The sequence below is a fragment of the Sphingobium sp. Cam5-1 genome (assembly GCF_015693305.1).
Classification (GTDB): domain Bacteria; phylum Pseudomonadota; class Alphaproteobacteria; order Sphingomonadales; family Sphingomonadaceae; genus Sphingobium.
Map to the genome: position 1 here is coordinate 63187 of NZ_CP065140.1, position 13441 is coordinate 76627.

The window sequence follows — 13441 nt, forward strand, 5'->3', positions numbered from 1 at the left end:
TTGAAAAGTCCGCTCATTCTCAAACTGGGGTCTGTGGAGCATCTCACGGAGCAGGAAGAGGAGCGTGCCAACTCCCTTTGCCGGTCGACCATGACGACGCCGAAGGCGCACGACATTATCTCGGAAGGGACCGATCCGCAGCATGTTCACCTCATTATCGACGGGTGGGCAGCCCGTTATTCGATCACCGCCAACGGCGGTCGTCGAATAACCGCATTTCTCATCCCGGGTGATTTCTGTGACATACATGTAACGACACTGGCCGCCATGGACCATAGCATCGTTGCTATCACGGATTGCATGGTGGGCTATGTCGACAAGACAGCGATCGATTCTATCACCCGATCCACGCCACTGCTCACCCGAGCTTTTTGGCGTGCTACCTTGGTTGACGAGGCGATCCTGCGCCGTTGGCTGGTCAACAGCGGGCGAAAGGATGCTTATGCAAGCACGGCGCACCTGTTATGTGAACTGCACCTGCGACTGAGGATCGTGGGTCGCGCGGAGGAGGATCGCTTCGATCTGCCGCTCACGCAGCAGGACCTGGCGGATGCCGTCGGCCTGACGAGCGTGCACGTCAATCGCGTGATGAAGCGCCTCAGGGAAGATGGGTTGATCGAAAGGGAGCAAAACACCATGCGCATATTGGACTTGGCCCGCCTGTGCGAGGTTGCCGAGTTTAATCCGAATTACCTGCATCTACACCATCTCGGCAAAGGCTGCGGACCCGCAATTTCGGGAAACTGAGAGGCTCGCGATCAAGCTTGTTGACGCAGTGTATGTTCATGATATGTTCTTTACACGGAGAATTCAGCCATGTCTCATGCCCAGAGCCTTTTCCTCGCACAATTCGATCTCGACATTACCCTGCGCGATGCAGCCCTCGACGAGCAGAACACACCGTCGCGCCGGATGATCGCGAATGCAGCAATCGGCATCCATGTGGAGGACGCCTATTATTCGGTACGCGAACTGCGTGAGGCGGTGAGCTGGATTCATGAAGGTGAGCATGGCGGCAAGCGGAAGCTTGTCGGCATCCTCAGCAATTCGACGGGCGATGATTTCCAGCGCTGCATTTATTTCTGTCTTGCGGGCCGCGGCGTGGCCGAGATGCTCGACGACCTCATGTGGCTGGAAGATGTGCTGGAAGGACGGGGCCGTGTGGCCGGCCAGATGCGCCAGCGTCGGGTGCGCATTCGCCCCTTGCGCTCGCCCTATGTCGGAGACGAACCCGATGGGCCAATGGTCTCGATGGACGAAGATTTCCCGCTGGGGCGATCCTGGTGGATCGATCCTGCGCTCGAGGACTGAAGCGGCTTGGGTCGCGGCTTGGGTCAAGGCTGCTGCGTTGCAGCAGCGAACGGGACGAGCCACGTTTTCCGTTTATTGAGCGAATGCCCGTAGCCGCACCGACATATTTTTCTGTGGCAGACCCTGCGCCAAAATAACACCTCGGGGTCTCGCGTCGAATTCATCAGTGCCAGCAAGGCATCTGCGCAGGCAGGCGGAGGCGGACTTTCGGCAGCCGCTGGCTTGAAGCCCCCTTCAGAAAAACAACTCCTGTGGCATGATGTTTTATGCATCAAATCTCACTCTTAACAACCATGAAGTGAGTTTTGTATGATGCTGAGCAGGCCCGCTCGAACCGGGTGGCAGCCTGCGGGAGTTTCATGTGCCGGATCTTATGGTGTCACCGTTCGACAATTGTCCGCCTGGCGCGAGAAAAATTTCGGAACGGTGCAGCCATGAGCAAGCGCTCGAGCCTGGCGACAAAGAGCCTGCACCGTGGAGCGTTCGCGGCTCATGGCCGCGGTGCGCTCACGGACCTATTGTGGGATGGCTGCTGCTGACGGTCCGACGGGCTTGCGCGCCAAACGCCCGGGCAGCGGAATCAGGTCCGCATATGCGTTAGCAATCAAATATACTTGTAGAGGAGCCAAGCATGGCCATTGTCGCGATCGTCGTCATTTCGATATTATTGCTGATCCTGTTCTTCGGGGTCACCATCGCGGGCGGCCGTGCCCACGACCGGCAGAATGCCCGCCGTAAAAGCGATGACCGATAGTGACCCAGGAGATATACCGGGTATCGGCGGCGTGAAGCGCTGCCTTTCGAAGCGATGATGGAGAAGGCACCGATCCATGCGATCGAGATCGCCCTTTTGCCCAAGGTGCCATGTGTAGATGACCGTGTGCGAGAAGCAAGCCTTGACGCTGTGCCATTCCGATTGCTGATGAATTCGGTAGGACGCCGATGGTCAACCATGTCATGCGACCATCTCCAGAATGATGCGATCCATAACCTGCGGATCGGTCGACACACGATAGGGCTGCAATGGATCGCCAGTGCTCAACACACTTACCCTGCACAGGGACTGGTCGAAAATCTGCTCTGCCACACGCATGGCATTGTCCCGGCTGCAAAGCATCTGGCGCTTGGGTGACAGGCTTCCCGTATCGACGGCGCGTATCATGTCATGATCCATTTCATAGGGGAAGGACAGTCAGGCGAACACCGTCTTGTGCACTCGTGTGACCGGGATGATTGACCAGGCACGCTCCTTGAGGCGGCTGATCCGGTAAAAACAGCCATTGCCGGGATCGCGCAACACTACTCTGCGGCCGCGTTTGCAGACGATAAACTCCTGTGCAACATGTCCGTCGGTAAAGGTCATCGGCTCGGCGAGACGAATGCGATCGCCATCGGCGAGCTTGCGCGCCCGGCGATCGAGATTCGCGCGGCAACGCGCGCGCCAGTCGAGCGCATAGGCATTCTCGGTCGGACTGAGGAGGTCGAGGATCGAGGATGGGCAGTCGCTTTCGTACGGCCCCATATTTTCGCTCAGGTCCTTATAGCCGAATTGATGGCCGTCACTGGACCGCGGGTTCCAGCGCACCAGACAGACAACGGCAAAGACGTTCCCGGGCACGCCATCGACCAGCTCCTGGGCAGCGGCATAATAGGTGCGATTGCGGGGGCAGGACGACGCAAGCACGCGCAGGCCGCGCTTGATCCCGTCTTCCTGGGTACGCTCGTAGGTAAGCTGGGCATCGAGATAGGCCTTGGCCGACTTGTGGCCGCCCATCGAGCTGAACGGCATGAAGAGCCATCCCATAGTGGCGATCCTTCCTTCTGGTTCGAGGGGTTAAAGGGGGCGTAGTCGCCGCAGCCGGTCAGGCGGCGAGTGCGGCGGCACGTTCCGGCTCAGAACGATCGGCGACGCCATCCTTGGCGGCGAAGCTCTTGAGGTAGGCGAACGCCTGCTCCGCCTTTGCTGCGGCGTGGATGATCGCCGTCTTGTCGCCGCGCAGGATCGTCAGCCAATGACCGACATAGCTTGCATGGCTATCGTGCAGGAAGTTTGGCAATCCAAGATCGGCGCAGCACAGCCCTGCCCCGATCTCGGCGACGAGCTCTTCGAATGCATAGGCCCGGTCGCCGAACCGCTTGCCGAAGGTTCGCGCGAGGCGGCTCGCATGGCCCGACCAGTGACCGTTATGCCGATATCGGCATAAGATTCATTATGCCGCGTTTAGGATTATGCCGCATGACCGTGCCGAACGCCGGATTTCCGCGGATCAGCGATGCAGCGGGTCGGCATAATTCGCGATAGTTTGGCACATTGATATTTTCCATTGGCCATAATTGAACCCGCGTTTCTGCGGAAAATTCAACGGAGGCCATTGGATGTCGACAGAAGCGAAGTCAGCGTTTCTTGTGGAGATCGGGTTACCAATTCGGATAGGCTTGGCGGTTGAGAGGGGCATGCCAATGCCCGTTGAATTGCAGTTGCAACATTTTGTGAACTGATCGGGAATGTTAAAACCGCACCTGCCCCAGACGCCGATATGGCGGTTGCTATAAGGGATTTTTCAAGATCAGCAGGGCAGATGATTTGGGGAACGCCCTGAACCAGGGCCTGTAATGCCGTACCCAATCCCCCATGATGAACGATCAATCGGCATCCAGGCACTTCAGCACGGAAATCGATCGGCGTTGGGCTCACCTGTAAATTGCCCGTCTCAGGATAACGCGCACCGCCAAAATAGGCATATTGTTGCATCGGGACCGCATGGGCCACCTTTATCAGCGGCTGTATGGCTGGATGCTTCATGGGCAAATAGATCAAAACCATATCCCTGGAAGGGACAGCATCTTTGGAAGGCGGCTCTATTTCCGGTGACCAGTGAAGAGCTTCATCTCTGCAAAAATTGTAAGGATCGAGCATTTTGAGCGTGCAGATATAGTTTGCCACGCCTCGCAGCAAGGCGGGGAAATGCACGATATTGCGCTTCGCCACGCGTTCAACGGCGTCCAGGATGTGCGCACTGGCCAGTTTGATTTGACTTGCATCGCCAGTGGCTAGAAGGGGCGGCAGTTCCGCCCTATCAGGTGGCACGGTCCAACCGTTGCCGATCACGATGACCGGCAACCTGCCACTCGCCGCAATGTTCAGACTGGGCGCTGCATCCGACAGAATGACCGAAGGCTGCACCTTGCCGATCAAGCGTTCCCAGGCTCTCACCACCGGTCCCAGCAATTGGGGATCGGCAAAGCCGATCTGGGCCAAGATTTCGGCAAGGGATGAAATTTTGCCGATGCTGGGGCTACGATGCAGGAAAATCGGAGCCTGGACGATGGAAAGCCGCCCATCGTCCAATTCCGCGCGGAAGTCGGCGAATTGCATGGTTGCCAAACGGACGTTCCGCATCGCCGCAACGACCGTCCAGCCCGCCTGAAGATATGTTGCGATAACAGGCCGCAGGCGTTGGATGTGGCCGTTGCCAGCCCCCAACTCCCATCCAATCAGAACGGACGGCATTCATAATCCGATAGGGGGTTTCCAGAGGCGGGATTGCCGCCTCTGGATTGACATTGATCCGGGAAATTCCCCAAGGCCTATCGACCGAACCATTTCGAACCTGCCACGAAATCAGCCCGGTTTTCCATCCAGCTCTCATGGCTGGCGAAGTCACTGGTTCCTCGGTCGCCGAAGAAGCCGGCGATGGCTTCGCTGAGTTGCGATGCCGCCTTGTTAATGGATGCATTCTGCGGGTTCCCGGTGTCGTAGCTTAAGGCCACATCGCTGAACGATCCGGTAGTTCCGTTGGTCCGGGTAAAGGAGCCGGTGTTGACGGTGAGATTTTCACCCCATTCCCAATTCCGATTGACCGCCGTGCCAGCAAGATCGATCGAGGCGACACCCGCCTTCTGGAGCGACATGATCTCCTTCTTGTCGACCCGGCCGTTGCCATTCCGATCCCGCCAGACCTTGAACTGCGCGAAATGGTCGTCGGCTGAGGAGAAGATGCCATCCCCATTGCTGTCGAACGCACGCAGGCCATCGAGGTCGGATTTCGCGCCATCCTTGTCGCTGGTGAAGCTCAACTCGCCGCCATTGGTAACGGTCCCGTTGCCGTCCCTGTCGATAAACAGGAAGCCATCATCCTTCCCGATCCAACCCGTCTGATTCTTGATGCCGTCGCCATCCCAGTCGAACGCCACCTTCGTCCTGCGATTATCGACGAGACTGACGCCATTGCCGTTGAGGTCCAACACGATAGGCGAGGAAATTCCCGCTTGCACGCCACCCTGAAACTCCACGACCTCGATGCCATAGAGGGAGTCCGAACCTTCATCTCCATCAACGGTGGGATCGTTGTCGGTGATGGTCACGGTGCCATCGATGGTAGCAATCGAAAAACTGGACTGGAGGCCAGCATAGACCGCGACATCGGCGCTCCCATCCTCACCGGCGAGCAAATCGTTGCCGGCGCCTCCGATCAATCGGTCATCGCCCCAGCCCCCGACGATATAATCCGCACCGCCCATCCCGGAGAGGGCGTTAGCGTAGTCGTTGCCATATATTTCATTGTCGAGATCGTTGCCTGTGCCGTCCAAGGCAGCATCGCCGCCCAAATACAACCCTTCGACATTGTCGGGCAGAACGAAACTTATGGTGGAGGAGACACCATCCCAACCCTCATCGGCTACCTCGACGATGATATCTCCGGCATTATCGGCGTAATAGAAATCGCTACCGCTGCCTCCGGCCATCAGGTCCGCGCCGGCGGCGCCGTCGATACTGTCATCGCCATCGCCACCATAAAGACTATCGTCTCCAATGCCTCCGATAAGGGTGTCGTTCCCGGTGGTGCCATATATCGGCGGCACAGCGGGCTCATCAGCCATATCCTCCGTGCCCGCAATGGTAATCGTGAGAGTCGAGGACGAGGTGGCGCCCGCCGTGTCCGTGACATGATAGTCAGCATTGATGACAAGGCTCTGTCCGGCTTCCAGATAATTATAGCTTGCGGCAGTGGGATCGAAGCTCCACTGGCCGTTTGCCGCCAGGACCAATCCGTCCACCACATCATCGAGCTTGAACTTCAGAACATCGCCCGCATCAGCATCGGTCGCCACCAATGTTCCGCGCACGAGCGCAGCGTCCTCAATGGCAGTAGCTGTTGCGGCTTGGGCGACAGGGGATGTATTCCCCATTGCAGCAGAAACAAGATCGCGAATTTGGGTTCGTGTCCAAATCGTGCCGTCAGCGAATTTGATCGTGCTGATCCCGTGCGTGTTGCCGTCATCCTGCTCGAACTGCTTGGTGACATTCACCGATGCCCCGGTCGAGTTGACGGTCACAAGCAAAGCGTCGCCCGATCGGCTGAGAGACACACCATCCGCATTCACATTTGTGAGTTCGAGGGTGTCGTTGCGGTTGTAGCCGAATCCCCAATCATTGATCTCATCATGACCATCGGCGCTCGAAAAGCGGAATGTACCCGCGCCGCTGCCGCTGACTGTGATAGTGTCATCGCCACCTGCGCCATTGACGATGAAATTACCGCGCGGAGGTCGAAGAAAGTCAGCCGATGCCGTGCCATTGACGGTCACTTGCGCAGCGGCGATCACTGAACTGGCGGCGGCTAGCCAATCGGTCCGCATCATTGCAGTGCCATCGGCGAACAGGATGCGATCGACGCCGTAGCCTTCTCCTACAAGTCCATCACCCAGCGAAATCGATCCGGTCTGGTTCGCGAAGGAAAGGGTCAGCCCTGCGCCGTCGTTAGCAATAGCGAATCGCAGATCCGCTGGCGATATACCGGCACCCAGTTGCAGGGTGTCGAAGCCGTCGGACGCATCAGAGCCGACGATTGTGTCGTCACCGTCCCCGAGATTCCAGACATAGGTATCGTTGCCTTGGCTTTCCTGGACACTGTCGTTGCCGCCGCCGCCATCGACAAAATCATTTCCCTTGCCGGGGTTGAAATTCTCGTCGTCTGGGGTGCCGGAAAGATTTTGGTCTGGCGGGGGAGGTGGAGTTCCAATCGGAGCCGCCTGCAGATAAGTGGCGTTGACATAGTCGCGATACTCATCCGCATAATGTCGCGCTGAAAGATAATTGGCACTAAAAGGAAAATCCTTCTTGTATCCCCAGGTGTCGAGCATGATTGGGAGCGAGTTTATACCGAGTGCGGCTTGCGCCAGTTGATCTGACAGGGCCGCCTGCGTTAGCACCGTGCCGTCAGCAAACGTGATTGAACCAAGCTTTCTGGAATTGCCCGATGTGTCGTAGGTACTCCCGCTAGGACCAATATTTTTACCGTTTTCCAGAAATGTGATCTGATCACCAGTCTGGCTTATCCGGACGGTGATGAACTGAAGAAATAGGCCATCGTTCCCCGTACCGTATATGCTATGCCCGCCCGCGATGATCTCGATATCGTCCTGGTTGAGGTTCTGGAGCGCCAGGGTGTAATCGCCGTCGCCCGCGTCGAACTCGACGACATCGCTGCCGCCGCCAGCGCCGAACTTGATCGTGGCGGATTGCGATTTGAGATGGATCACATCGTTGCCAGCACCGCCGTCCACGGTCGCGTCGAGGCCACCTACGGTGATATTGTCATCGCCACCCTTGCCATCGACCAGATGGTCGTGTTCGCTTTCGTCGGAGATGAGATCGCTATACTCTGAACCGATAATGTCGGTGTTGAAGTTCAGGAGGTTGATCTTTCCACCAGCGCCGCTCCGGCTACTGATATAACCTCTGCCGGAGGTCTGATCGATTTTCACGGTCATGCCTGCAAGGTCACTGGAATCCTTGGCATCAATAATATCGGCTACGCCTGCCTGACCGCCATTCGCATCAATGGTAAGATTGTAGCCAGATGGAATGGAACCCTTATAGATGATCTTATCCGCGCCAACCGTACCCTTGATATTTTCAATGGAATGTAAGGTATCCGTGCCCCCTAATCCATCTTGTACAGTTAAAATTGGCGCAGATGATGTACCATCAAAATTGATACTTATGGTTTGGGAGCTAAGATTTGAGGAATAGTCTGCCGTATCATTGCCAGAGCCACCCGACAGGATATCGTCCTGTATGCCCCCTGTTATGCTGTCAGATCCGTCCCCTCCGACAAAGAAGGCCCCATGAGTGTAGGGAGGAACGCCGGTCAGCAGCCCAACGTGACTATCATAGTTGAGGGAATCACCTTCGGAAGATCCATATATGATATCTTTCCCGTTGTAGGTGTATTGTATTGCTTCGCTGTTGATGAGCTGCTGGGCCAAGGCGGCAACTGCTACGCTATAAGCAGATAGTGCTCCCACCGTTCCAGCAATTGCAGCCGCAACATTCGCAAAGACATAATCGGGCTTAACGAAATTTTGGAAATCGGCTTGCGTGTACACGTCGCCCACATGAGAAGCGTCCCATTGAGCCTTAGTATCGGCACCAAATTTCAGAAGCACTTTCTCGCCAATATCATAAGGATCGATTACTGGAGCGAGAATAGTATCATTGATGATTTGAACGGCTTGTTGTATAGGTGTGCTGCCAGTTTGAAAATCAAAATCGGTATCGTGTGGCCTCACTGACCCGTTCTCAATAGACAGGGATCCATCTGCACCCCAAACAAATGTGGTTTGCCCACTGAGAACAAAAGATGTAGACCCCCATATGAAGGCTCTATAAGCAAAATCAGATTCAGTTATGCCGGCAGTATATTGGTAAACAACAAACCTAGCAGATTCTGGCGGTTCCCCACCTGTATACAGGGCAGTCAACGGCAGCCTAGTAACACCATTGCTATCTGTCGTGCCAAGGTGCTTTTGCTGATCCAGTCCGCCGCTGAAAAAACTGGATACAATATCGGCATCTGCTAGATGCGCAAAGCGCCCCACCGTATTCATGTAAGATGCTGTATCGACGTACTGCTCGACAGCTACTCCATCGAGAGCAGCGGGACGAAGCCGCTGATCCGGCGAGGACGGCATTTGATCACTGCCATATAAGTACTTATTGAGGATGAACTGGAATGTTAATGGATCCATTGTAAAAGTCCTCTTTAAGATAGTGCGTTTCCGATATTTGATCTAATACTTTTAAGCACTTATTAAATATTATCTTAGACGTCCGGACTTTTGTGCCGTCTGGGCTATTAAATATAATGTGCGTTCGTAAAGCGTATGAAGCCCGATTCCGCGGATGCGTGAATATATGTGAGTAGATGCTTGATTTAAGAGGCTGGACAGAACAGCAACCGCTCGCGATATACGCCGCCATATTCTGATCGCCTGTCCCCACTTCTGTGCTTGGTAGCCAAATCTCTGTGCTTCGTTGGGCTACCTCTTGGACGCTCGGAAGTGCTCGCTCGTTTACTCTACAAGTCGGATCCTTGAGAAACCCACAAGCACTGAGCGAAAAAACGATTAGCAGAGCCTTTGCTGTGGAAAGATCGATGCACTTAGTTATAAAGCCTTGCCCTTCGAAGGTAATGAATTTCATCTCGATGATCTCCGTTGGCCCGATTTTTTACAGCGATCCTTTCATCTTTCCCTCGCCGAATCGCGAATAGTTTCATTTATTGGACTAATAAGATAAGTCAGAATGGAGCGTCTGCCTGTTCGTATATCTGCGGTCGCAGATAAACCCGCATCCAATTTGAAATTGCCAATCGCGCCCTTGGTATTAGGTTTGAGTATTATGCGTGCAGGATAGACGAAACCAAGCTTTTCATCTTCGATGGCATCCGACCCGATGCTTTCCACATGGCCGGGGATGGTGCCGTATCGAGTGAATGGGAACGCTTCGAGCTTGATGGCCACCGGCTGGCCTTCCTTCACAAAGCCAACATCCTTGTTGAGAATCTTGACCTCGGCGATCAGCGAGCCACCTTTCGGCACCACCACCATGATCGGCTTGGCCGCTTCAACGACGCCACCGATAGTGTGAATGGAAAGCTGCGTAATCGTCCCGTCCACAGGCGCGATGAGGCGCTGCAAACTGCTGCGCTGCCTGCTCTTGGTCAATTCCTCCTGGCGCAGCCGTGCATCTGCCTCCGCTTTAGCAAGGTCGGTGAGGATGCGTGTGCGCGCTTCGGCCTTGCTCTGGGCCATAGTGCTGGAGGCACTAGAGGATTGCGCCTCGGCCTTGCGCGCGGTTGCCAGCGCCGCCTCACGATCCCGGATGGTCGCGAAGCGTTGCCGCCGCATCTCGATGACCTTGAGCTTGGCGGCATAGCCCTTGGTAAGCAGTCCTTCATAGGCATCGAGCTGCTGGTCGAGGAGTGGGATGGTCTCGGTCAGCTTGGCCGCCTGCACCAATGCTTCGGAGCGCGCCGCCCTTGCCGCCTGAAGGTCCGCGGACCGACCCGAAGCGGACGCCTCGATTGCAGTGAGTTCCGCTGCCGCCAGAGATCGCTGGGTCGCGACAAGCTGCGGCGCGGTTCCCTGCGGGGCGATGAAGTCGAGGCCTTTGCCATCCAGGGCTGAAAGCACCGCCCTGGCGCGCGCGACGTCGAAAAGGGCCGTTTGCAATGCCGCTTCCGCCTGAACGGTCTCGGCCGCCGATACGGTCGGGTCGAGTTCGACCAGCACCTGCCCCTTGCGCACATACTGCCCATTGCGGACATGGATGGCGCGGACGATCCCTGCCTCGACCGGCTGAACCAGCTTCACATTGTCCGCCGGGATCAGGCGGCCCGGCGCCGAAGCCACGACATCGACCTTGCCGAAGGTCAGCCACAGGATCGTCAGAGCAAGGCCGATGAGCAAAAGCCATGTGCTCGCTCGGGCAGTGGGCGACACAGGCTGCTCGACGATTTCCAACGCTGCGGGCAGGAAGGTGACGTAATCGACCCTGGTCAGGTTTTTCGCTCTTCGCCTTTCATCGGCAAGGGCAGCGCGAACCACATCCCAATGTTGCGCGATGCTATTCATGCCACACCCTCGCTCACGCCCATCTGGCGCCGGTGCAGGCCAGCATAGCGCCCCCCTTGCCGTAGCAGTTCGTCATGCGTGCCGACTTCGACGATCCGTCCCTTCTCCAGCGTCATGATGCGGTCGCATTGACGGATGGCCGAAAGCCGGTGGGCGATGATGAGGACCGTGCGCCCCCGCGCCATCGCCCGCAGATTGCGCTGGATGATTTCCTCGCTTTCCGCATCCAGGGCCGATGTGGCTTCGTCGAGGATAAGAATGCGCGGTTGCGTGACCAGGGCGCGGGCGATGGCGATGCGCTGGCGCTGTCCGCCCGACAGATTGACGCCGCGTTCCTCGATGATGGTGTCATAACCTTGGGGCAGGCCGACGATGAACTCATGCGCGCCCGCAAGTTGCGCGGCCGCCATCACCTGTTCCAGTGGCATGGCGGGATGGGCAAGCGCGATATTCTCGCGGATCGAGCGGTTGAACAGCAGATTCTCCTGCAGCACCACACCGATCTGGCGACGCAGCCAACTCGGGTCGATCTGGGCGATATCGACGCCATCGATGAGGATGCGTCCCGCTGCCGGGGTATAAAGGCGTTGCAGCAGCTTGGTGAGGGTGGACTTGCCTGATCCTGACGACCCGGCAATGCCCAGCGTCCCGCCTGCTGGGAGGTGGATGTCGATATCCTCCAGCGTCCATGGCCCGTCCAGGCCATAGCGGAATTTGACGCCTTCGAAGCGGATCATGCCCTTGATCTCGGGCAGGGCGACGCGGGAACCCGCGCCGGGCTCGACCGGCTGGTTGAGAACATCGCCCAGCCGGTCGATCGAGAGCCTGACCTGCTGGAAATCCTGCCAGAGCTGGGCCATACGGATCACCGGCCCGGAGACACGCTGCGCGAACATGTTGAAAGCGACCAGCGCGCCCACCGTCATGGCCCCGGCTATCACCTCGCGGGCGCCGAAAAAGAGGATCGCTGCCAAGCTGAGCTTAGAGATGAGCTGGACGGCTTGGCTGCCTGTATTGCCGAGATTGATGACCCGCTGGTTGGCGGCGCTATAGCCGGCGAGTTGCCGCTCCCACCTTTCCTGCCATTGAGGCTCGACGGCTGAGGCCTTGATGGTCTGCATGCCCGACACGCTTTCCACCAACAGGGCATTGTTAGCCGAGCCACGTTCAAACTTCTCGTCCAAGCGATGGCGCAACGGGCCAGTGACGAGCAACGACACCGCGACATAGGCGGGGATGGTGGCAGCGACGATCCAGAACAGCGTTGGGGAATAGATCCACATCGCTACCAGGAAAACGATGGTGAAGACAGGGTCGATCAGGACCGACAGCGATGCGTTGGTCAGGAACTCACGAATGGATTCAAGCTGGCGGATGCGCGTCACCGTGTCGCCGACGCGACGGCCCTCGAAATAGGAAAGAGGCAAGCCCAGCATATGCCGGAAGAGCTTCGAACCCAGTTCGACGTCGAGCTTCTGGCTGGTTTCCGAATAGAGCCGGGTCCGCAGCCAACCAAAGGCCACCTCCCAGAGAGACACCGCCACGAAGCCGACCGACAACACCTCGAGGGTCGCCAGCGTGTTGTGGACCAGCACCTTGTCGATGACATTCTGGAAGAAGAGCGGTGCTGCAAGGCCGAGAAGATTGAGCGCCAGGGTGATCAGCAGCACTTCGCCGATCAGCTTGCGGTAGCGCACCACCTGCGGGATGAACCAGCGGATATCGAAGCGGCCCGCCGCACCGCCCACGCTCTCCCGCGTGGTCAGCAGGACGATCTCGCCCGACCAGATTGCATCCAGTTCTTCCCGTGACAGTCTCTCGACATTGGAACCGGGACGTTGGATCAACGCTTCGGCATCGGAGGCACGGCCGATCAGGAACCAGCCCTCGGCCCCGTTGGCCAGTACCGGCAGGGCTTGCCGGGCTAATCTATTGAAGTCGATGCGAGTCGAGCGGGCGCGGACGCCGTCCTGACGCTTGGCGAGTCGGAGAATGTCTTCTGCTGTCAGCGGATCGTGATGCCCGAGTTCATGGCGCAATTGCTGGGGATCGACGGCTATTTTATGAACGGCCAACAGCGTGGCCAGCGCGCAAACGCCGCTGTCAGCACCCGTAGAGGCACCTGCAAATCCCCTGTCCATCATCACCCCTGCTCGACGCAGACCCCAGCGCCGTGGCCATGGGTTTCATATTTTCAACCGCCGTTCAA

General features: G+C 57.3%; 9 protein-coding genes and 1 pseudogene. 3 read left to right on the top strand and 7 right to left on the bottom strand.

The window, feature by feature from the left end; all coding sequences use genetic code 11:
- Positions 1-90 precede the first annotated feature (90 nt).
- From IZV00_RS18970 to IZV00_RS21380, 3 genes are all read left to right on the top strand, one after another.
- Complete coding sequence (locus IZV00_RS18970) at positions 91-747, top strand: Crp/Fnr family transcriptional regulator (RefSeq protein ID WP_196227660.1); 657 nt, start codon at positions 91-93, stop codon at positions 745-747.
- A 69-nt stretch (positions 748-816) separates the two neighbouring features.
- Positions 817-1311 (top strand): hypothetical protein, encoded by a 495-nt coding sequence (locus IZV00_RS18975; protein WP_196227661.1) that lies wholly within the window; start codon positions 817-819, stop codon positions 1309-1311.
- Positions 1312-1942: 631 nt separating this feature from the next.
- Positions 1943-2065 (top strand): hypothetical protein, encoded by a 123-nt coding sequence (locus IZV00_RS21380; RefSeq protein ID WP_268934805.1) that lies wholly within the window; start codon positions 1943-1945, stop codon positions 2063-2065.
- Between the two features lie 201 nt (positions 2066-2266).
- Here IZV00_RS21380 and IZV00_RS18980 read toward each other — a convergent pair whose 3' ends face one another.
- From IZV00_RS18980 to IZV00_RS19010, 7 genes and pseudogenes are all read right to left on the bottom strand, one after another.
- Positions 2267-2473, bottom strand: a complete 207-nt coding sequence (locus IZV00_RS18980; protein WP_048574942.1) for a hypothetical protein — start codon at positions 2471-2473, stop codon at positions 2267-2269.
- Between the two features lie 30 nt (positions 2474-2503).
- Positions 2504-3115: a DUF6927 domain-containing protein gene (locus IZV00_RS18985; protein WP_196227662.1), complete on the bottom strand. Its 612-nt coding sequence runs from the start codon at positions 3113-3115 to the stop codon at positions 2504-2506.
- A 58-nt stretch (positions 3116-3173) separates the two neighbouring features.
- Positions 3174-3491, bottom strand: a pseudogene (locus IZV00_RS18990) (zincin-like metallopeptidase domain-containing protein); the annotation flags it as partial.
- A 179-nt stretch (positions 3492-3670) separates the two neighbouring features.
- On the bottom strand, positions 3671-4687 hold the full coding sequence (locus IZV00_RS18995; protein ID WP_196225639.1) for a glycosyltransferase: 1017 nt from the start codon (positions 4685-4687) through the stop codon (positions 3671-3673).
- A gap of 212 nt (positions 4688-4899) precedes the next feature.
- Positions 4900-9345: a beta strand repeat-containing protein gene (locus IZV00_RS19000; RefSeq protein WP_196225638.1), complete on the bottom strand. Its 4446-nt coding sequence runs from the start codon at positions 9343-9345 to the stop codon at positions 4900-4902.
- 495 nt (positions 9346-9840) lie between these two features.
- Positions 9841-11232, bottom strand: coding sequence for an HlyD family type I secretion periplasmic adaptor subunit (locus IZV00_RS19005; RefSeq protein WP_196225637.1), 1392 nt, complete (start codon positions 11230-11232; stop codon positions 9841-9843).
- Positions 11229-13376 (bottom strand): type I secretion system permease/ATPase, encoded by a 2148-nt coding sequence (locus IZV00_RS19010; protein WP_196225636.1) that lies wholly within the window; start codon positions 13374-13376, stop codon positions 11229-11231. Before IZV00_RS19010 ends, IZV00_RS19005 begins: the two co-directional genes overlap by 4 nt.
- Positions 13377-13441: the final 65 nt, after the last annotated feature.

What these genes read in the sequence shown, in the direction of transcription:
- IZV00_RS18970 (WP_196227660.1), top strand. Translation starts at nt 91, where the DNA reads ATGACGACGCCGAAGGCGCACGACATTATCTCGGAAGGGACCGATCCG.
- IZV00_RS18975 (WP_196227661.1), top strand. Translation starts at nt 817, where the DNA reads ATGTCTCATGCCCAGAGCCTTTTCCTCGCACAATTCGATCTCGACATT.
- IZV00_RS21380 (WP_268934805.1), top strand. Translation starts at nt 1,943, where the DNA reads ATGGCCATTGTCGCGATCGTCGTCATTTCGATATTATTGCTGATCCTG.
- IZV00_RS18980 (WP_048574942.1), bottom strand. Translation starts at nt 2,473, where the DNA reads ATGATACGCGCCGTCGATACGGGAAGCCTGTCACCCAAGCGCCAGATG.
- IZV00_RS18985 (WP_196227662.1), bottom strand. Translation starts at nt 3,115, where the DNA reads ATGGGATGGCTCTTCATGCCGTTCAGCTCGATGGGCGGCCACAAGTCG.
- IZV00_RS18995 (WP_196225639.1), bottom strand. Translation starts at nt 4,687, where the DNA reads ATGCAATTCGCCGACTTCCGCGCGGAATTGGACGATGGGCGGCTTTCC.
- IZV00_RS19000 (WP_196225638.1), bottom strand. Translation starts at nt 9,345, where the DNA reads ATGGATCCATTAACATTCCAGTTCATCCTCAATAAGTACTTATATGGC.
- IZV00_RS19005 (WP_196225637.1), bottom strand. Translation starts at nt 11,232, where the DNA reads ATGAATAGCATCGCGCAACATTGGGATGTGGTTCGCGCTGCCCTTGCC.
- IZV00_RS19010 (WP_196225636.1), bottom strand. Translation starts at nt 13,376, where the DNA reads ATGATGGACAGGGGATTTGCAGGTGCCTCTACGGGTGCTGACAGCGGC.